This window comes from Streptosporangium sp. NBC_01469 (genome assembly GCF_036227305.1).
GTDB lineage: Bacteria > Actinomycetota > Actinomycetes > Streptosporangiales > Streptosporangiaceae > Streptosporangium.
Map to the genome: position 1 here is coordinate 1,590,017 of NZ_CP109465.1, position 18,598 is coordinate 1,608,614.

Annotated in this window: 19 protein-coding genes; 12 read left to right on the top strand and 7 right to left on the bottom strand. The window is 70.1% G+C overall.

All coding sequences use genetic code 11. From position 1 onward, the window contains the following. Positions 1-301: 301 nt before the first annotated feature. From OG587_RS07075 to OG587_RS07085, 3 genes are all read left to right on the top strand, one after another. A complete protein-coding gene (locus tag OG587_RS07075; RefSeq protein WP_329087979.1) occupies positions 302-832 on the top strand; it encodes a PH domain-containing protein in 531 nt (176 codons plus the stop codon). 128 nt (positions 833-960) lie between these two features. Further along, positions 961-2,322 (top strand): helix-turn-helix domain-containing protein, encoded by a 1,362-nt coding sequence (locus tag OG587_RS07080; protein WP_329087981.1) that lies wholly within the window; start codon positions 961-963, stop codon positions 2,320-2,322. A gap of 108 nt (positions 2,323-2,430) precedes the next feature. Continuing rightward, complete coding sequence (locus OG587_RS07085) at positions 2,431-3,132, top strand: FadR/GntR family transcriptional regulator (protein WP_329087982.1); 702 nt, start codon at positions 2,431-2,433, stop codon at positions 3,130-3,132. A gap of 165 nt (positions 3,133-3,297) precedes the next feature. On the opposite strand, the gene dnaN is transcribed toward OG587_RS07085, so the two are convergent. From dnaN to OG587_RS07100, 3 genes are all read right to left on the bottom strand, one after another. Then, on the bottom strand, positions 3,298-4,395 hold the full coding sequence (gene dnaN, locus OG587_RS07090; protein WP_329087983.1) for a DNA polymerase III subunit beta: 1,098 nt from the start codon (positions 4,393-4,395) through the stop codon (positions 3,298-3,300). Positions 4,396-4,514: 119 nt separating this feature from the next. Continuing rightward, positions 4,515-5,168: a response regulator transcription factor gene (locus OG587_RS07095; protein ID WP_329093772.1), complete on the bottom strand. Its 654-nt coding sequence runs from the start codon at positions 5,166-5,168 to the stop codon at positions 4,515-4,517. Between the two features lie 2 nt (positions 5,169-5,170). Beyond that, on the bottom strand, positions 5,171-6,703 hold the full coding sequence (locus tag OG587_RS07100; RefSeq protein ID WP_329087985.1) for a sensor histidine kinase: 1,533 nt from the start codon (positions 6,701-6,703) through the stop codon (positions 5,171-5,173). 156 nt (positions 6,704-6,859) lie between these two features. Here OG587_RS07100 and OG587_RS07105 point away from each other — a divergent pair, with 156 nt between their 5' ends. From OG587_RS07105 to OG587_RS07150, 9 genes are all read left to right on the top strand, one after another. Continuing rightward, positions 6,860-7,759: an ABC transporter ATP-binding protein gene (locus tag OG587_RS07105; protein ID WP_329087987.1), complete on the top strand. Its 900-nt coding sequence runs from the start codon at positions 6,860-6,862 to the stop codon at positions 7,757-7,759. A gap of 5 nt (positions 7,760-7,764) precedes the next feature. Continuing rightward, entirely contained in the window at positions 7,765-8,490 is a 726-nt protein-coding gene (locus OG587_RS07110; protein WP_329093774.1) for an ABC transporter permease, read from the top strand. 161 nt (positions 8,491-8,651) lie between these two features. Next, positions 8,652-9,404, top strand: coding sequence for an SDR family NAD(P)-dependent oxidoreductase (locus OG587_RS07115; protein ID WP_329087989.1), 753 nt, complete (start codon positions 8,652-8,654; stop codon positions 9,402-9,404). Between the two features lie 202 nt (positions 9,405-9,606). Beyond that, complete coding sequence (locus tag OG587_RS07120; RefSeq protein WP_329087991.1) at positions 9,607-10,350, top strand: phosphodiesterase; 744 nt, start codon at positions 9,607-9,609, stop codon at positions 10,348-10,350. Positions 10,351-10,868: 518 nt separating this feature from the next. Next, the gene (locus tag OG587_RS07125; RefSeq protein WP_443075496.1) at positions 10,869-11,438 is read left to right on the top strand and encodes a sigma-70 family RNA polymerase sigma factor; all 570 of its coding nucleotides are present in this window, start codon (positions 10,869-10,871) and stop codon (positions 11,436-11,438) included. After that, entirely contained in the window at positions 11,435-12,178 is a 744-nt protein-coding gene (locus OG587_RS07130) for an anti-sigma factor family protein (protein WP_329087993.1), read from the top strand. The genes OG587_RS07125 and OG587_RS07130 overlap by 4 nt, the downstream gene beginning before the upstream one ends. Positions 12,179-12,336: 158 nt before the next feature. Next, positions 12,337-13,278, top strand: a complete 942-nt coding sequence (locus tag OG587_RS07135; RefSeq protein ID WP_329087995.1) for a CHRD domain-containing protein — start codon at positions 12,337-12,339, stop codon at positions 13,276-13,278. Positions 13,279-13,929: 651 nt separating this feature from the next. Continuing rightward, positions 13,930-14,739 (top strand): molybdate ABC transporter substrate-binding protein, encoded by an 810-nt coding sequence (modA, locus tag OG587_RS07145; RefSeq protein ID WP_329087997.1) that lies wholly within the window; start codon positions 13,930-13,932, stop codon positions 14,737-14,739. A gap of 126 nt (positions 14,740-14,865) precedes the next feature. Beyond that, complete coding sequence (locus tag OG587_RS07150) at positions 14,866-15,126, top strand: hypothetical protein (RefSeq protein WP_329087999.1); 261 nt, start codon at positions 14,866-14,868, stop codon at positions 15,124-15,126. Here OG587_RS07150 and OG587_RS07155 read toward each other — a convergent pair. The 4 genes from OG587_RS07155 to OG587_RS07170 form a co-directional block, all read right to left on the bottom strand. Then, positions 15,123-15,614: a hypothetical protein gene (locus tag OG587_RS07155; protein ID WP_329088001.1), complete on the bottom strand. Its 492-nt coding sequence runs from the start codon at positions 15,612-15,614 to the stop codon at positions 15,123-15,125. The two genes, OG587_RS07150 and OG587_RS07155, sit on opposite strands and share 4 nt — an antisense overlap. A 324-nt stretch (positions 15,615-15,938) precedes the next feature. Further along, positions 15,939-16,733 carry a sugar phosphate isomerase/epimerase family protein gene (locus tag OG587_RS07160; RefSeq protein ID WP_329088003.1) on the bottom strand — a complete coding sequence of 265 codons (795 nt, stop codon included), beginning with the start codon at positions 16,731-16,733 and terminating at the stop codon, positions 15,939-15,941. A 37-nt stretch (positions 16,734-16,770) separates the two neighbouring features. Further along, entirely contained in the window at positions 16,771-17,652 is an 882-nt protein-coding gene (locus tag OG587_RS07165; protein ID WP_329088005.1) for a carbohydrate ABC transporter permease, read from the bottom strand. Further along, positions 17,652-18,488, bottom strand: coding sequence for a carbohydrate ABC transporter permease (locus OG587_RS07170; RefSeq protein WP_329088007.1), 837 nt, complete (start codon positions 18,486-18,488; stop codon positions 17,652-17,654). Before OG587_RS07170 ends, OG587_RS07165 begins: the two co-directional genes overlap by 1 nt. Between the last annotated feature and the right edge of the window lie 110 nt (positions 18,489-18,598).

Here is an 18,598-nt window from a genome sequence, read left to right on the forward strand (position 1 = left end):
GCGACGGGCGGGAGGTGCGCGCGGGGGCCTCGGACAGGATCCTCGCGACGCGCACGAGACCGAATCGGCCGATGCGCTTTACCTCGGCATGGCCCTGGGTAATGTATATGGCGGGTGCAGTGGGTGAGCGGTAGTAGGAGGCCAAGATGCAGGTCAAGAAAGTCCTAACGTACGGCGCTGTCGGATTTGTGGCGTTTTTCCTGTTCACCCGACCAGGTGACGCGGCCAATGCTGTAAGGGGTGCCATGGACACGGTTTACACGGCGGCCGATTCTCTGGCCCAATTCGTCTCACATCTGTCATGAGGCTCGTGACCCACGGGGACTCCGCTCCCTCGTCGGTCAACCGCTACCTGCTCCCCCACGAACACCAGGTCATCATGGTGCGGCGTCACCCGGCCGTGCTGCTTCGCGCTGTCGCCGAGGTCTTCGGCGGCCTGATCCTCGCCGGACTGCTGAGCAAGTGGTTCGGCGACCAGGGCGGAGGCGGCGCGCTCGTCGTCGTCTGGTGGGCCTGGCTGCTGTTGCTGATCCGCTTCGTCTGGAAGGTCGCCGAGTGGTCCGTCGACTACTTCGTCGTCACCTCCAAGCGAATGCTGCTCACCACCGGGCTGATCACCCGCAAGGTCGACATGATGCCGCTCGGCAAGGTCACCGACATGAGCTTCCAGCGCTCGATTCTCGGCCGCATGCTGGGATACGGCGAGTTCGTGCTGGAGTCGGCCGGTCAGGACCAGGCCCTGTCGAGGGTCAACTACATCCCGTACCCGGAGACCCTCTATCTGGAGGTCTGCCAGATGCTCTTCCCTGGGGGTAACGACTCGGACGACTAGCATCCGTGTCCGGGACACGAGAGCCGTTGACACTTTCCGGTGAGGATTTTTCACTCGGGGTTACCTGATTCGACCGCTTCATGCAATCATGGCGAGAACATTGACCGCCCCCCGCCCTGAGAGATCAGATGCCGAGTCAGGGAACCATCGGTGACCGCGTCCGCGGACTGCGCCTGAGCAGGCGTATGTCCCAGGCCCAGCTCGCAGGGCCGGACCTTTCCGACAGCTACGTCTCCCTCATCGAGTCCGGCAAGCGAACGCCGACCCCCGTGGTCGCCCGTCTGCTGGCCGAGCGACTGGGATGCACCACCGAATTCCTGCTGCACGGGATCGAGCCGCGCCAGCGCATCGACACCGAACTCGGGCTGCGCCACGCGGAGCTGGAGCTTCTCCACGGGGACCCGTCCGTCGCGGCGGACCGCTTCGGCGAGATCGTCAAGGTCGCCGGCGAGGAGAACGTCATGCTGGCCGCGCACGCGCGGTTCGGCCGTGCCCGCGCGCTGGAGGTCCAGGGCAAGATCGGCCCGGCGGTGAAGGCGTTCGAGCGGCTCCGCCGCGAGGCGGCCGCCCACCCCGAGCGTCTGGCCGACCTGCCGCTGGCGGTGGCGCTGAGCCGCTGCTACCAGCGCGCCGGAGACATCCTTCGCGCCCACGACCTGGCCGTCCACGCGCTCGGCGAGATCAACCGGCTGCCCCTGTCGCAGGGGGAGATCGCCGTCGAGCTGGCCGCCTCCCTGATGGAGACGGTGGGCACCGGCGGCCCCGGCTCGCCGAACATGTCCTACGTTCGGAACGTTCTGGCGGTCAACGGCGTCCCCACCGCGGTCAACCGCACTGCGGAGATCCACGCCCTCTGGCAGGCGAGCGTCATCGCCGCCGACGGCGAGGACTCGGCGCTGGCCGTCCGTCTCGCCGACGACGCGATCGCGACCGGGCGCCCGGCGCGGATGGCCTCGCAACTCGCCCTCATCGCGATGGACTGGGCACGTCTCGCCGCCTCCACCGGTGACGAGCCGCTCGACGAGGCCCGCGAGCTCGCGATCGCCGCGAGCGAGGTCCTCTCCGTGTTCCCCGAGCACGTCCACGCGTACGTCAGAAGCCTCGTCGTGCGCGCCCACGTCCAGTTGGGGGTCGGCGACGCCCAGGGTGCGGTCACCCTGGCCGGAACCGCCCTCGACATGCTGGACGGCCAGGCGAGCCCCATCGGGGCGACCGCGCAGCTGGTCCTCGCCCGTGCCGCGCTCGCCGACGGCCGGGGCGGCGACGTCGCGACGGCCCTGAACACCGCCAAGCGGTCGCTGAGCGATGTCCGGCACGAGCTCTCCGGCCCCGACCGGGAGACCGCGCGGGTCTGGCGTGACCTTGGAGACCTGTACGGCCAGGTCGGTGTGGTCGACGAGCAGACCAGTGCGTATCGTAAGGCTCTTGAGGCTGCCGGAGTGCGCGATGCGATGGTGGGCGTGACAGTCGATTCGGCTCTGGTCCGTTAAGACGATCCCACTTCTGGAGTTCCAGATTTGTTTTTGCGCCTCCGGAATAACTAGGGTCTACCAGTCATTGATTCGTAGGATGATTGGTTTCTCCGGAGGAGGCGGACGGTGAGTCTGCGTACGGCGCAGCGAGCATCCCTCGTCGACCAAGTGATCGATCAACTCAAGGAGCAGATCACTTCTAACTCCTGGCAGATGCACGCGAAGATTCCTACCGAGACCGTGCTCGCCGAACAGCTCGGGGTCGGGCGCAACACCGTGCGCGAGGCGGTGCGCGCGCTCACACACGCCGGTCTGCTGGAGTGCCGCCAGGGCGACGGGACGTACGTCCGTGCCACGAGCGAGCTCTCCGGGGCCATGCTGCGACGGCTGCGCACCGCCGAGCAGCTCGAGATCCTGGAGGTGCGGCGCGCGCTGGAGGTGGAGGCCGCCAGACTGGCCGCCACCAGGCGCACCGACGCCGACATCGCCGGGATCGAGGCGGCGCTGGCCGAGCGGGAGCGGGCCTGGGAGCTGGGGGAGCCCGACGCGTTCGTCGAGGCCGACCTCGCCTTCCACATGGCGGTCGTCCGCGCCACCCACAACCTGGTGCTGATCGATCTCTACGAGGACTTCTCGGCGGCGCTGCGCGCCAGCATCACCGCCGCGGGCACCTCACTGAACAGCACCCTGAACAGCACGTACATCCCGCACGAGGCGATCGCCCGCGCCATCTCCGTCGGTGACGCCGCCGCCGCCGAGCGCGCGGGCCACGCGTGCATGGAGCACATCCTGATCGCCCTGACGGAGGAGCAGGAACTCTCCCTCTGACCCCCTCCTCCTTCGCCTTCTCATGACTGGGGCCCCTCACCGTCCGGTGAGGGGCCCCAGTCATGAGCGCGCCGTCCCGGGCGCGGCACGGGTTTCCGGGCTGATGCGGGGAGGCGCTCATGTGAGTACGGCGTCGTCTCGGGGCTGAGCTCGCGGGCGGGGCGATCAGGTCAGGCGCAGGGACATCACGAGGTAGCGGAAGGAGGGGCCGGCGTCACCGGGAACCTCCGTGATGAGGGCCGGGCGGCTCGGCGACTCCATGTTGAGCCGGACGAGCTCGGTCTCGACCCCGCTCAGGCCGTCGAGCAGGAACTGGGACTGGAAGGCGATCTGGATGTCGCCGCCGGACAGCTCGGCGTCGACGACCTCGGTGCCCCGGCCGATGTCACCGCCGCCCGCCTGGATGAGGACCTGCCCCTGGGCGAAGGAGAGCCTGACCGCGGTGTTGCGCTCGGCGACCAGCGCGACCCGCTTGATCGCGTCGATGAACGGCGCCACCGGCAGGTCGGCCCGGATCGACCAGTCGTCGGTCAGCCGCGAGCGGTAGTCGATGAACTGCTCGTCGAGCAGGCGGACCGTGGTGGCCCGGCCGACGCTCTCGAAACCGGCCACGCCGTCGCCCAGCGCCACCGACACCTCGCCACCACGCAGCGATTTGGCCACATCGACGAGCACCCGCGCGGGCACCATCGCGGCGGCCGTGCCGTCGGCCGCCTCGGGGCGCCAGCCGAACTCCCTGGCCGCGATGCGGTAGCGGTCGGTGGCGGCCATGGTCACGTCGTCACCGGAGATGTCGATCCGGATGCCGGTCAGCATGGGAAGGCTCTCGTCGCGGCTCGCCGCCGGGGCGACCTGACCGACCGCGCTCGCGAAGACCACGCCGCCGACCGCGCCGATCTTCGGCGGCATCTCGGGAAGCGAGGGGAAGTCCTCGACCGGCATGGTCAGCAGGCCGAACTCCGCGCTGCCGCAGGTCAGAACCGCTTCCGAGCCGCTGGTGAGGACCTCCACCACGTCGCCGGGCAGACTCCGGGTGATCTCCGCGAGGATCCGGCCGGGGATCAGCACCCGGCCGGGCTCCGCCACCACCGCCTCGACCGAGACGCGGGCGGAGACGTCGTAGTCGAAGGCCGACAGCACGAGGTCGTCGTCGGCCTCAAGGAGCAGGCCGGAGAGCACGGGAACGGCCGGCCGGTTGGGCAGCACCCGGGCCACCCAGGCCACGGCGTCGGCCAGGACATCACGGTTAACCTGGAACTTCACCTGATCATCCCTTCGTCCCGAACGGCACACCGGGCGCGGAAGCCGTACTTCAACAGCACGTTATCCGCTGAGACCGACAGAACCGGTACCCGGCCGGGGAAAAAGGGGAAAGGGGAGCGTCAGCCGCGGGCGGCGTTGAGGTAGGTCAGGACGGCGAGCACGCGGCGGTTGTCGTCGTCGGAGGGGGCGAGGTCGAGCTTGGCGAAGATGCTGGCCGTGTGCTTGCCGACCGCGCTCTCGCTGAGGAACAGCCGCTGGGAGATGGCCGCGTTGGAGCGGCCCTCGGCCATCAGCTCCAGCACCTCGCGCTCGCGCGGGGTCAGCGCGCCGAGCGGCTGGTGGCGGGCGGTGCTGGCCAGCAGCTTGGCGATCACCTCGGGATCCATCGCGGTGCCCCCCGCGGCGACCCGGCGGACCGCGTCGACGAACTGCTCGGCGTTGAAGACCCGGTCCTTGAGGAGATAGCCGATCGCCCCGGAGCCGTCGGCCAGGAGCTCGCGCGCGTACAGCTGCTCGACGTGCTGGGACAGCACGAGCACCGGCAGGCCGGGGACGGCCCGGCGCGCCGCCAGCGCGGCCTGGAGCCCCTCGTCGGTGAACGTGGGCGGGAGACGCACGTCGACCACCGCCACGTCGGGCCGCAGCCCGGTCAGCGCCCCCAGCAGCTCGGGCCCCGACTCGACGGCGGCCACCACCTCGAAGTCGTGTGCCTGGAGGAGGTGGACCAGACCGTCCCGCAGCAGGTAAAGGTCTTCGGCGATGACGACTCTCAGGCTCACCGGCCCAACCATAGGCGGGTCGGCAGGACCCCCGCCAGCCGCTGCTGGCGGGCGTGCATGACGGGGATGAGCATGCCCGCGGCGTACATGGACAGGCCCAGGAGGATGTTGAAGACGATCAGCGGCCACTGCAGCAGCTCGGGCAGGTAGAGGGCGAGGAACCAGCTGCGCTGGTCGGTGTCGACGATCTTCATGATCATCGTCACCAGTCCCTGCGGGAAGAGCGGGAGCCAGCCGATCCCCCAGCAGATCCCGACGATGGTGGCCTTGCCGCGGGGCAGGTTCGGCTTGCAGTCCGGCCCCTTCTCCCTCAGGGCGTTGGGCAGGTCGAACGTGGCGGTGGTCGGGCCGCCCCGCGGGCTGCTGACCGCGAGCACCCCGTCGAAGGCCGCCAGCCTGCGCTCGATGCCGCGCAGGCCACTGCCCAGGGCCGGGTCGGCGCCCCCCGAGCCGTCATCGGTGACCACCACGCGCAGCGCGTGGTCGTTGCTGCTGATGTCGATCCACACCCGCTCGGCGCCACCGTGGCGGGCCGCGTTGGCGAGGAGCTCGCTGATCGAGAAGTAGGCGGCCGACTCCACGGGCGAGTCGGGGCGGGTGTTCAGGTCCACGGTGACCGTGACCTTCAGCGGACTGTCCAGCGCGAGGGCGCGCACGGCGTCGCCGAGGCCGCGCTCGGCCAGGACCGGCGGGTGGATGCCCTTGACGAGGTCGCGCAGCTCGACGAGCGCCGTGGAGGAGGCCTCCCTGACCTTGCCGAGCAGGGCCTTGGCCGCCGCGGGGTCCTTGTCCATCAGCTCCTCGACCGCGCCGAGCGTCATGCCCATCGCGACGAGCCTCGCCTGCGCCCCGTCGTGCAGGTCGCGCTCGATCCGCCGCAACTCGGAGGCCTGGGAGTCGACCGTCGCCAGGCGCGCCTGGTCGAGCCGCTGGACCCGCGCCGCGAGCACGGACCTGGCCGTGGGGGACAGCAGCAGGTGGTTCCACCACGCGTACGCGCGCAGCAGGCGCGGCGTCGCGGCGAGCGCGACGGCCGAGGCTCCTCCCAGGGCGAGGGGCAGCGCCACCGGGGCCGCGGCCAACGACGTCAGGACGGCGCATCCGGCCAGGGTGAGGGACAGCAGCGGGAGGCCGCAGACGACCACCGGGTTGAGGAAGAGCCAGAGCCCGTCCCGCCAGGTGGCCGGGTCGCCGACCATCCACTTCCAGCGGTTGTTCCAGTCGGGCCACTTCGGCGTCTTGTAGAGCTGGCGCTCGTGGCGGTACCAGCCGTCGGGCTGGGGCCGGGTCGGCAGCGGCGGGGGCAGGTAGGGCACCGGCACGGCGGTCCCGAGCCACGTGCCGTTCAGCCTCCTGGCGAGCGCGGTGCGGTGCCGGATCAGCCGGGCCGTGGGGAGAAACATGAAGACCATTCCCAGGCCGAACGCCAGCACGACCCCGACCAGGGTCAGCGCCACCAGGACGACGTCCACCAGCGCCGTCGCCCCCAGGGCAAGCGCCTTTCCCACCGCCACCGCGTATGTCCTCATGGGTCCAAGTGTCGGCGATCCGGCGGGGCGTGCCCAGTGGTGGCGAGCGCCGTACGAGGGTGGAGGTAGCCACACCCCCAGCGGGTGCCTGGCCCGCCCCCGCCGGGGGTGTAGACGGATTCTCCGCGCGCGGCGCGGCTCGTAGCGTCGGTGAGCATGAAGGTCATCGAGGTCAGCAACCTCCGCAAGCAGTACCGCGACCAGCTGGCGGTGGACGACGTCTCGTTCACCGTGGAAGAGGGCGAGATCTTCGGCGTTCTCGGCCCCAACGGCGCCGGCAAGACGACCACCGTGGAGTGCGTCGCCGGCCTGCGCGTCCCCGACTCCGGCACCGTCAGCGTGCTCGGGGGGCTGCACCGCACCGAGCTCAGGGAGCAGCTGGGAGTCCAGCTGCAGAGCTCCACGCTGCCGGGGAAACTCAAGGTGTGGGAGGCGCTCGACCTGTACGCGTCCTTCTACCGGACCCCGGCGAACTGGGGGGAGCTGCTGGAGCGCGTCGGGCTCGCCGGCAAGCGCGACACCCCCTACGACAAGCTCTCCGGCGGCCAGCAGCAGCGGCTCTCGATCGCGCTGGCCCTGGTCGGCAACCCCCGGGTGGCGATCCTGGACGAGCTGACCACCGGCCTGGACCCCCAGGCCCGCCGCGACACCTGGGAGCTCATCGAGCGGATCCGCGAGGACGGCGTGACGATCCTGCTCGTCACCCACTTCATGGAGGAGGCCGAGCGGCTCTGCGACCGGCTCGCGCTGATCGACTCCGGCCGGGTGGTCGCGATGGACAGCCCGTCGGGCCTGATCGCCAAGGTCGGCGGGCGGCAGACCGTCAGGTTCCGGCCGTCGGGGCCGCTCGACGACTCCCGGCTCGAAGCCCTGCCCGAGGTCACCGAGGTGAGCCGCAGCGGCGGGCAGGTCGCGGTCACCGGCACCGGCAACCTGCTCCTCGCGGTCACGACCGTCCTCTCCGCCGCGGGTGTCGTACCCACCGACCTGCGCGTGGAGCAGGCCACCCTCGACGACGCCTTCCTCAGCCTCACCGGAAAGAAGATCTCCTCGTGAACAAGATGCTCCTGACCGAGGCCAAGCTCTTCCTGCGGGACCCGGCCGGCCCGATCTTCGCGGTGATGTTGCCGCTCGTCCTCCTGCTCGCGCTGGGGAACATCCCCGGCTACCAGGAGGCGGTCCCCGAGCTGGGCGGGGAGCGGGTCGTCGACACCCAGCTGCCCGGCATGATGGTGATCCTGGCGGTGGTGACGATGGCGCTGACCGTCCTGCCGGCGACGCTGGTGACCTACCGGGAGAGCGGCGTGCTGCGCCGGATGTCCACCACCCCGGTCAACCCGGTCCGGCTGCTGGTCGCCCAGGTCGCCAACAACCTCGTGGTGGCGATCGTCGCCACCGTCCTCCTGATCGTTCTGGGCTATCTCGTCCTTGGTTCGGTCCCGCCCAAGAGCCCGCTGGCCTTCGCGGGGGTGTTCGTGCTCGGCACGGCCTCGATGCTGAGCCTGGGGTTGCTGATCGCCGCGGTGGCGCCCAACGCGAAGGTGGCGCCGGGTATCGGCTCGCTGCTGATGTTCCCGCTGATGTTCATGGCGGGGATGTGGATCCCCCGGGAGCTCATGCCCGACCTGGTGCGGCGGATCGGGGACTTCCTGCCGATGGCGCCGTTCGCCGACGCGCTCCGCGACACGTGGGCCGGGCACGCGCCGCAGACGCTGCACCTGGTGGTGATGGCGGTGACCGTGCTGGTCACGGGTGGGCTGGCCGCACGGTTCTTCCGCTGGGAGTAACGGGTGCGGCCTCTGATCCGCCGGGGTCCGTCCCTTACGAGGGGCAGGGACGGACCCCGGCTTAGCTGACGGCCAAGGGAACGTCGGACCCGGTACGGCTGCGCGGCGCAGCCGCCCAGGCACTCATCATTCTGGACTGATCAATCTACTATGGAGGCATCATGAAATTTCAGGACAAGGTGGTTCTGGTCACCGGGGGCGGGACGGGCATCGGCAGGGCCGTGGCACGCGGGTTCGCCCGCGAGGGCGCCCGCGTCGTGGTGGCCGCCCGGGGCCCGGAGGCGCTGGAGCAGACCGTGAAGCTGATCGAGTCGGACGGCGGCCGGGCCTCCGCCCTCGTCGCGGACGTCTCCGACTCCGCCTCGGTCGCCGGGCTGGTCGAGCGGATCGTGGAACGGCACGGCGGGCTGGACATCGCGATCAACAACGCCGGGGTGTTCACCATTGGCGAGGTCGCCGACCTGCCCGAGGAGGACTTCACCCGGGTCGTCGCCGTCAACCTGACCGGCACCTTCCTCGCGATGAAGCACGAGATCCCGGCGATGCTGGCCGGGGGCGGCGGGGTCATCGTCAACGTCGCCTCCCAGGTGGGGACGCACAAGCGCATACCGGGTCTTGGCGCCTACGCCGCCTCCAAGGCCGGGGTGACGGCACTGACCCGCACCGCCGCCCTGGAGTACATCGGCCGGGGCGTCAGGATCAACGCGCTCAGCCCCGGCCCGCACGACACCTCGATGTCCATGCGGCCGGGCGAGACGGAGACCGACCGGGCCGAGCGGATCAGCCGGCAGCTCCCGATCGGCAGGGTCGGCTCCCTCGACGAGATCACCGGCACCGTCCTGTGGCTCGCCTCCGAGGAGGCGGCCTTCGTGGTCGGCGCCGACATCGTGGTGGACGGCGGCTCCACCGCCTGATCCGGCGGCGTCGCCCACCCCGCCCGGCTCTCCCGTCCGCACCCGCGCGGCCTTCCCACGCGGCTCTCCCTGGGCCCCCGACCCGGCGTCGCCCCGCCTCCCCGGGGCTCTCCCGCTCACACCGGCCTTTCCCGCCCGGTGCGTTCCTGCTCTCCGCATCGGATGCCCGGCGACAGGAAGCCGGATATGTCACTCTTGATTGATGCTGATCCTGGCGCACGTAAGTGACGTCCACATCGACGGTTCCCCCCGCAGCATCGACAGGACCCGATCCGTCATGCGACACCTGGAGAACCTGTCCGGTCCCCTGGACGCGGTCGTGGTGACCGGCGACATCGCCGACAACGGCCTGATCGAGGAGTACGAGATCGCGCGCGAGCTGCTGGCCACGCGCTATCCGACGATCATCTGCCCCGGTAACCACGACGTCCGTCCGGCGTTCCGCAAGGCCCTGCTCGACCTCGACGAGGACGGCGACGGGCCGATCAACCAGGTCCTCAGGCTCGACGGGCTCACCGTCGCGCTGGGCGACTCCAGCGTCCCCGGGCGGCCGGAGGGCTTCCTGGAGGACGAGACGGTCACCTGGTTGAACGGTGTGCTCGCCGAGACCCCGGACACCCCGGCCATCGTCGGCATGCACCACCCGCCGGTGCCGCTGGGCATCCCGTACGTGGACGCGATCCGGCTGCGGAACCCGGAGCGGCTGGAGGCGGTCGTGCGGCGGCACCCGCAGGTGGTGGCCGTCATCGCCGGCCATGCCCACACCGCGGCGAGCACCACCTTCGCGGACCTGCCGCTGTCGGTCGCCCCGGGGGTCGTCTCCACGCTGCGGCTCACCCGGGAGCTCGACGCCCCGGTCCCCGTCGACTACGACCTGCCGCCGCAGATCGCCATGCACGTCTTCGACGGCGGCCGTCTCATCACCCACGTCCGCCCGGTCCTGTGACATCGCCGCGGCCCGCCCCCACGGCGTGCCGCGGCCTGAACGAGACCCGGCCGGCCGATGTCCGCACGCCTCGTGGGCCCGGCCCGCACCCCCGTGTCCGGCCCGTGTCCGGCCGGAGGGGTGCCGCGGTGACCTACCGGTTGGGATAGGTAACCTTCGCCCGAAATTAGCCTGCTTTTACCCTCATGCGAAGCTAGTTCGGCTAATAATCGGAAAATCACGCGATCTGTTGAACCCTCGGGGATCCGGCGCCGTACTGCCAGCCGACACCGGAAAACCGTCCGGCGGCCGAACCCGGGAGGGCACAGCGTGATCGTGGACGCCCCGTGGCGACCCGCTCCAGCGGGCACCGCCGTGATCGCGGAACCGCCATCCGGCCCCCGCGACCACGGAGAGGCGGGCGATGCCGCCCCGCGCACCGGTCACGACCGCCCGGTGCGAACCGCGGGACGCGCGTGATGACGCGGCAAGCCGCCTGCCCCTCCCCGCCGGCCGATTCCCCCGGAGAGAACCTCGACGTGAAAGCCTCTTCCTGGTCCGGTGACCGGCGGAGCCGGTCCCGGCTGCGACCGGTCGACGCCCCCGACGACGAGCTGGTCGTCGCGGAGCTGTACCGGGCGTACCACCGGCTGCTGCTCTCCTTCGTCGTACGGCTCACCCGTGGCGACGTGCAGTGGGCCGAGGACGTGGTGCAGGAGACCATGGTGCGTGCGTGGCGCGGCGCGGACCGGTTCGACGCCGACGCGTCGTCCCTGATGCCTTGGCTTGCGACGGTCGCCAGACATATCGTGATTGACGACCAACGCCGTAAGGACGCGCGTCCCCACGAGGCGGGTGAGGGACCACTGGAGAGTGTGCCCATGCCCGATCAGATGGAAGATCTTCTGCGACAGGTCGTCGTGTCGGACGCGCTCAACTCGCTGTCCCCCGCCCACCGCGAGATCCTCAACGAGACGGTCCTGCGCGACCGGTCGGTGAACGACGCCGCCGAAGTGCTCGGCATCCCCGTCGGTACGGTGAAGTCGAGGGCGTACTACGCCCTCCGCGCGCTGCGCGTCGCCCTTGAGGAGAGAGGGGTGACGGCGTGACCTCGCAGGTGGAACACACCGACGTGGGCGCGTACGCCCTGGGCATCCTCGGCGAGCCCGACCGGACGGCCTTCTCGGACCACCTGGCCACCTGCCCGTCCTGCACCGCGGAGCTCCGGGAGCTGTCCGGGGTGGCGGACGCGCTCGCCGGCATCGGGCCCCTCAGGGACAACGACGGCGCCGACGCCGACGCCGGCACCGGCACCGGCACCGGCGGCAGGGGGCCCGCCGAGGTGGTCAGCCTGCTGCGCCGACGCAAGGCGGCCGACCGGCGTGCCCGCAGGGGCACCTTCGTGATCGGCGCCGCCGCGGCCGTCACCCTGGTCGCCGGCGGGATCGCCGTGGGCACCTCGATCTCCGGCGAGAGCGGGAGCGTTCCCGTCGGCCACTCCGCGCACGGCCCCGCGGAAGACGCCTACCGGGCCGGCACGCCGCTCGCGGGTACGGGCGCCTCCGGTGTCACCGGCGGCCTGGTGCTGGAGACGAAGGGCTGGGGCACCCACGCCGTCCTGGAGCTCAGGGGCGTCAAGGGACCGCTGGAGTGCGAGCTGATCGCCGTCTCCCCGACCGGCGAGCGGCGGGTGGTCACCGGATGGGCGGTGCCCGAGCGGGGCTACGGGGTTCCCGGCTCTCCCGAGCCGCTCTACGTGCACGGCGGGGTCGCCTGGGAACCGGCCGGGATAGACCGCTTCGAGGTGCGCACGACCGGCGGGGACACGCTGCTCACCGTCACGGTCTGACCGGGCATCCTAGCCCTCCCCCGGATGGGGAGGGCTTTTCCGGGGCTGTTTCCGTATGTGTACTTTTACGTATTTGAAGATTGAACCTTCGCTGGCCGTGGCGCCGTACAACCGGCTGAAGAACGCAGCAGCCCCCTTACAGCTACGAGAGGTTCACGATGTCCAAGCGCACCCTCACCGTCTCCGGCGTGGCCATCGCCGCGGCCCTGCTCTCCGCGGCCCTCGCCCCGGTCGCGCAGGCCGGCACAACCGCGGCCACGCGCTCCGATACCGCGAGTACAGCGGACGCCTACTTCGCGGGCACCCTGCTCGGGAAGAACGAGGTGCCGACCAGCGGCGGTCCCGCCGTCGGCGACAAGAACGGCAGGGCCCTCGCCGTGGTCCGCATCCGCGGCAACGAGGTCTCCTACGCCGTAAGGTGGGAGGGGACGGCCACCCCCACCGCGTTCCACATCCACCAGGGCAAGGCCGGTAAGAACGGCGACGTGAAGGTCGGCTTCTTCATGGAGGCCCTGCCCGGCGGCAGCAAGGCCATCCTCGGCAGCGTCAAGATCAACGACGGCGGCCTGCTGTCCGGGATCAAGAGAAACCCGAAGAACTGGTACCTCAACCTGCACACCGCCGAGTTCCCGGGTGGCGCGGTGCGCGCCCAGATGCACCGGATCAGCCCGACCAACCTGGCCAACGTGCTGGCCGACGGCGTGCACCCCGTCTACCACTCCAACGCCGACGGCCGCCAGGAGGTCCCGGCTCCCGGCAAGAAGGTCGGCGACCCGAACGGCCGCGCCGAGTGGCTCGTCGGCATCAAGGGGTCGAAGGTCTACTACGCCACCATCTGGGAGAAGCTCGCCGCTCCCACCAACGGGCACATCCACCGTGGCAAGAAGGGCAGGAACGGCGATGTCGTGATCGACTTCTTCGCCGACACGAACGGCCTGCCCAAGGGTGTCACCGGGATCGCCGGCACCGCGTCGGTGAAGTCCGACGTCGCCCGGGGCATCAAGCAGAACCCGAAGAACTGGTACACCAACCTGCACACCACCGAGTTCGGCGGCGGCGCGGTGCGCGGCCAGCTCTACCGGTCCGGCAGCGGCTGGTAGGACGACGTCCGGGATCACGCGGCGGCGGCGAGTCCGGACGCGGAGGGGATCCACGGTGACCACGAGCCACCCGTGACCCCGGAGACGACGACGCCCGCCACACGGAACGAACTCCGTGTGGCGGGCGTCGTCGCGCGTGACTGCCGGTGACGCGCCCGGGTCCGCTCAGGTGGTGCAGGGACGGGCGGTCCTGCCCTCGCGCAGGTCCGCGCCCCGGAATCGGTGGCCCGGCGGCCCGGCGGCGGGGGCATCGACGGTGAGCGGCACCGGCGGGGCGGTGACGGTGCGTACGGAGGGACCCGCCTCTCAGGTGCGATCTCTCAGATGCGATGTGAAAACAGTGGACCATGCCGTGATTGCCAGGGAACCCGGCTCTTGATCCCGGAATATGCGAAGGTATCGTGATGGTTCGTGACGACGTTTCGGATCAGCGAGGCCGCCGCACCGCTGAGCGTCAGCCCCGACACCGTCCGCCGGCGGGGCGACGCCGGACGGCTCGCGGCCCGGCGCGATGAGCGCTGATGAGCCGCCGGGCCGCGGATGAGCCAATCCTGGAGGTGGGGGTGGTGGCGATCGTCGTGATCAAGTCCATCAACGTCGTCGTGGAGATCGCCGATCCCGCTCGCGCAGCGAGCCAGTAAGGAGCCCTTGTTGTTCAGGCGCGTTTCCCGATGGGCCGTCGCAGTCCCCCTCTCCCTCACGCTGGCCGCCGGTCTGTCCGGCTGCGGCTCCAGTGATCCGGCCACCTCCGCCTCCCCGGCCGCGTCGGCGCCGGCGTCCTCGAACGCCGCCACGACGCTGACGGTGTTCGCCGCCGCGTCGCTGACGGGCACGTTCACCGAGCTGGGCAAGACCTTCGAAGCCGCCCACCCGGGCACCACGGTGCGCTTCAACTTCGGCTCCAGCGCCACCCTGGCTCAGCAGATCGTCGCGGGCGCCCCGGCCGACGTCTTCGCCGCCGCGAGCCCGGCCACGATGAAGACCGTCACCGACGCCTCCCTGGCCGCGGCCCCGGTCACGTTCGTGCGCAACACCCTGCAGATCGCCGTCCCGGCCGACAACCCGGCCAAGGTCGACGACCTGGCGGACCTGGCCGACTCGAAGGTCAAGGTCGCCCTCTGCGCCGAGCAGGTGCCCTGCGGCGCCGCCGCGGTCAAGGCACTGGACGCGGCCGGCCTGAAGGTCACCCCCGTCACCCTGGAACAGGACGTCAAGGCCACCCTGACCAAGGTCGAACTCGGCGAGGTGGACGCCGCCCTGGTCTACAAGACCGACGTCATCGCGGCCGCGGGCAAGGTCCAGGGCATCGAGTTCCCCGAGGCCGAGAAAGCCGTCAACGACTACCCGATCGCCTCGCTGTCCCAGGCGCCCGCTCCCGAGGCCGCCAAGCAGTTCGTCGACCTCGTGCTGTCACAGCAGGGCAAGGACGTGCTGACCAAGGCCGGCTTCCAGGCCCCCTGAGACGGCGATGACACCGTCCGTCACCTCGGCGGGCCCGGGAGGCGCACAGCGCTCCCCGGGCCCCCGCGGTACCCCTGCAGGCGCCTCATCCCGCCGCCTGCCCGGCGGTGCGGCGGGCGGGCCGTCATGACCGCCGCGCCGCCGCGCAACGCCATCTGCCTGGGCGGTCCCTGCCACGGCATGCTCACCCACATCGACCAGGACATCGGCACCCTCACCGTGCCCGTCCCGCGCCGCTCGCCCGAAGAGCCCGAGACCGTCGCCCGCTACCGCATCACCCGCGAACGGGTGCACCACCCCTGCCGTACCGAGCCGTTCATCGCCCTGCACTGGGCCGACCCCACCGAGCCGTCCGGCTCGTCCTGCTCGTGCGGGTGCGGTGACTAGAGGTTCTGGCTCCACAACCGCGCGTCCGCGCAGACGCGGATCTCGACGACCTCGCTGATGTGCCGCCCTCCGCACCGGTCCCCTGGCACCACCAGGTGCGGCCCGCGCGCGTCAAGGTCGTCGTCGTCCATCTGGACGCTCACCAGCACCGGGACATCGCCGAACTCCGGGTCGATCTCCCCCCACGACAGCACCGCGTGATGACCGTCGCGCCCCAGCACCGACACCAGGAACCGCAGCCGGTCCTTGCGCTCGGAGGCATCGAAGACCGGCCCGGCCGCGCGGGCCACGTCCAGGAGCAGGGGGCCGGTGAAACGGTGGTGCCGCGTGCCCGACGTGCGGCAGGCGAAGCCGACCTCCACCGTCCGCTGCGGCAGGGCCCGCAGATCGGCCATGCTCAACAGCCCGGGAACGGACAGGTCACCCGACAGGCGCAGCCGCCCGCCGTCGCAGACACGATCGGGGACGTCGATCGACGTGGTCCGCATCAGCTCTCCCTCACCCGTGATCAGGTCATGGGCACGGATCTTTACCGCAGCATTCCCGCCTCATGTCTTAATCACACGCATATGCGAGGGTCAGGAAACAGAACTGTGGCAGACGCGAGAGCCATCCGGCGCTTCTTCCCGCATACGCATCCGCATCCCGATCCGGCCGCAATCCCGCGCCGGGGCTGTCGCCCGACAGTTGAACCGCCGACGTCGGCCCGGGGCCGCGGAATCGCCCAGCGGAACGCGGCCCCTGCCCGCTGCGGGGTCTCTCATCCGCCCCTGGGAGCGTAGCGCTCCAGAGCCGGCCCCGGACGGTTGAGATCAGCGCTTCAGGAGCTGGGAAACGCGCGGCAGCACGTCGCGGGGTTCGCCGCTGAGCCCGCATTCCATCGCCAGCCAGCCGTCATACCCGATCTCCTCGAGCGCGGTCAGCGTCTCGTCCCAGTCGTAGTGGCCCGCGCCCGGTTCAAGCCGGTTGCTGTCGCCCAGCTGGACGTGCGCGATCCTGTCTCCGGCGGCACGAATGGCCGCGCCGATGTCGGATTCCTCGATCGACATGTGGAAGGTGTCGGCGATCACGCGTACGGCCGGGGAGCCGATCTCGTCCACGACCCGCGACGCCTGCGCCAGCGTGTTGACGAGGTAGTCCTCGAACCGGTTCAGCGGCTCGAGGAAAACGGCGCTTCCGTGCTCCTCGCCGACGACGGCCACCTCACGCAGCGCCTCGACGAGCAGCCGGTGGGATTCGTCGTCCTCACGCGGCACGGCAAAAGGCGGAAGGCGCTTGGAGAAGACGCCGAAGGCGTTGGGGGACACGATTCCGGCCGCCCCGGCGAACGGCAGCGTGCGCAGCAGTTCGCTCAGTTCGGAAATCCCCTTACGCCTGCGCTCCGGGTCGAAGTCGCCCAGGAACGGGACCTGTGCGACCACGGCGCTCGGCATCACCACTCCGGCTTCGCGGGCGCGGGCCAGCTCGTCGGCACGGGCGGCGAAGACGCCGTCTCCCCGCCCCGACAGCTCGATGCCGTCGAATCCCACCGAAAGCGCGAAGGCGTACTTCTCCTCCAGGGTGTCGCCTTCGAGCATTCGCTCCTGCGCGGCCAGTCGGAATGTCATTTCTCAGATCTCCGGTCGATTGGTGGTACGCATGGGGTCATCCCTTGCTTCCGCTCGCGGCCAGACCGGCGATGAAACGGCGCTGCATGAGCAGGAAGAGGATGATGAGCGGGACGACGATGATGACGCCCGCCGCGTTGACGAGGTTGTAGAGCTGGGTGTGGCCCTGGCTGAACTGCAGGAACGATGTCGCCACCGGCATCTGTGCGGGGTCGACCAGGAAGGTCACCGCGAACAGCAGCTCGGAGTACGCGCCGAGCCCCGAGACCAGGCCGACGGTCATGAAGCCGGGCCAGCTGAGCGGCAGGATGATGCGTGTGGCGATGCGCCATTCGTTGGCTCCGTCCAGCCGGGCCGCCTCGTCCAGTTCCTTCGGGATGCCGACCAGGAACGTGCGCAGCAGCAGCACCGAGAACGGGGTGTTGAGCGCGACGTAGATGATGACGAGCCCGGGGAGCGTGTTGATCAGGTCGAGCTGCACCCAGAGGAAGAACAGCGGCACGATGAACATCTGCACGGGCAGCGAGATGAGAATGAACAGATAGGTCTCGACCTTGCGTTTGCCCGGCAGGTTGAGCCGCGCGAGCGAGTACGCCGCGGTCCCCGCGCAGAGCCAGGTCCCCACGACCGTTCCCACCACGAGGAACACGGTGTTGGCGAAACCCCGGGCCATGTTGCCCCGCCGCCACGCCTCCGCGAAGTTCGAGAAGTCGGCGGACGACGGCAGGCCGAGCGGATTGCTGCCGATCTCGAGACTCGACTTGAACGAGTTGAAGACGAGCACGAGCACCGGAAGAATCGCGAACAGCGCGAGCAGGGTGAGCACGGTGTACGAGATCGGCGTGGGGCCCAGACCGCCGGGCGGCCTCATTACGGATCGCTCGCGGCGGCGACCTCGGACAGCGGCGAGAATCGCCATCAGACCTCATCCTCCCGACGACGCAGGAATCCGAACAACATCAGGAAGATCGCGCTCAGGATGGACAGCGCCAGGGCGAGCGCCGAGGCGTAGCCCGCCTCCCGCGCGACGATGCCCGTCCTGTTGACCAGGAGCGACGCGACATCCGTGGCGCCCGCAGGACCGCCCCCGGTGAGAATGAAGGGGTAGTCGTAGACGAGCAGGCTGCCGATCGCGACGATCGTCAAAGCGAAGGTCAACGTCGGCCGGATGCCCGGCAGCACCACGTAACGGAACTCCTGCCAGGCGTTCGCGCCGTCGATGCGCGCGGCCTCGTACAGGCTCCCGTCGATGCCCTGCATGGCCGCGAGGAAGAGCACGACGAGGAAGCCCCAGAAGTGCCAGTTGTCGACGAACGCGACGCTGTAGAGCGCGAAACGCTCGTCGGCGAAGAAGAAGACGCCGTCAAGCCAGTGAATGCCGATGCCGTTCAACGCCGACGCGATACCGAACTCGAGATCGAGTATGTTACGCCAGATCTGCGCCGTGATCACACTGACGAGCAGATAGGGGATGAAATAGAGCACCCGGAAAAGCGCGGCTCCGCGGCGGACGCGCGAGAGCATGAACGCGCCGAGAAGGCCCATCGCCATCGGCACGGTCAGGAAAATGATCAGGTAGATGAAGTTGTGGCCGATCGCCCGCCAGAACCTGTCATCACCGACCAGGCGAATCCAGTTTTCCAGTCCCGTGAACTTCGGGGCGGTGATGCCGTTCCAGTCGGTGAACGAGTAAAAGATGCTGCTGACCGTCGGTCCGCCGATGACCAGGAGGTTGACGGCGAGCGCGGGCAGCATGAACGCGATCGCGACGAGACGGGAATTCATGTGGAATCGAACGCGACGAGGAGGGGACCCTTGCGCCTCCCATGCCGCCGATTCCGCCTGCGCCGATGCGGATGCCGTTG

Bases quoted from the DNA above. Each gene is read 5' to 3' on its own strand.
- OG587_RS07075 (WP_329087979.1), top strand. From the start codon at position 302: ATGAGGCTCGTGACCCACGGGGACTCCGCTCCCTCGTCGGTCAACCGC.
- OG587_RS07080 (WP_329087981.1), top strand. From the start codon at position 961: ATGCCGAGTCAGGGAACCATCGGTGACCGCGTCCGCGGACTGCGCCTG.
- OG587_RS07100 (WP_329087985.1), bottom strand. From the start codon at position 6,703: ATGAGGACATACGCGGTGGCGGTGGGAAAGGCGCTTGCCCTGGGGGCG.
- OG587_RS07105 (WP_329087987.1), top strand. From the start codon at position 6,860: ATGAAGGTCATCGAGGTCAGCAACCTCCGCAAGCAGTACCGCGACCAG.
- OG587_RS07110 (WP_329093774.1), top strand. From the start codon at position 7,765: ATGCTCCTGACCGAGGCCAAGCTCTTCCTGCGGGACCCGGCCGGCCCG.
- OG587_RS07115 (WP_329087989.1), top strand. From the start codon at position 8,652: ATGAAATTTCAGGACAAGGTGGTTCTGGTCACCGGGGGCGGGACGGGC.
- OG587_RS07120 (WP_329087991.1), top strand. From the start codon at position 9,607: ATGCTGATCCTGGCGCACGTAAGTGACGTCCACATCGACGGTTCCCCC.
- OG587_RS07135 (WP_329087995.1), top strand. From the start codon at position 12,337: ATGTCCAAGCGCACCCTCACCGTCTCCGGCGTGGCCATCGCCGCGGCC.
- OG587_RS07150 (WP_329087999.1), top strand. From the start codon at position 14,866: ATGACCGCCGCGCCGCCGCGCAACGCCATCTGCCTGGGCGGTCCCTGC.
- OG587_RS07155 (WP_329088001.1), bottom strand. From the start codon at position 15,614: ATGCGGACCACGTCGATCGACGTCCCCGATCGTGTCTGCGACGGCGGG.
- OG587_RS07160 (WP_329088003.1), bottom strand. From the start codon at position 16,733: ATGACATTCCGACTGGCCGCGCAGGAGCGAATGCTCGAAGGCGACACC.
- OG587_RS07165 (WP_329088005.1), bottom strand. From the start codon at position 17,652: ATGGCGATTCTCGCCGCTGTCCGAGGTCGCCGCCGCGAGCGATCCGTA.
- OG587_RS07170 (WP_329088007.1), bottom strand. From the start codon at position 18,488: ATGCTGCCCGCGCTCGCCGTCAACCTCCTGGTCATCGGCGGACCGACG.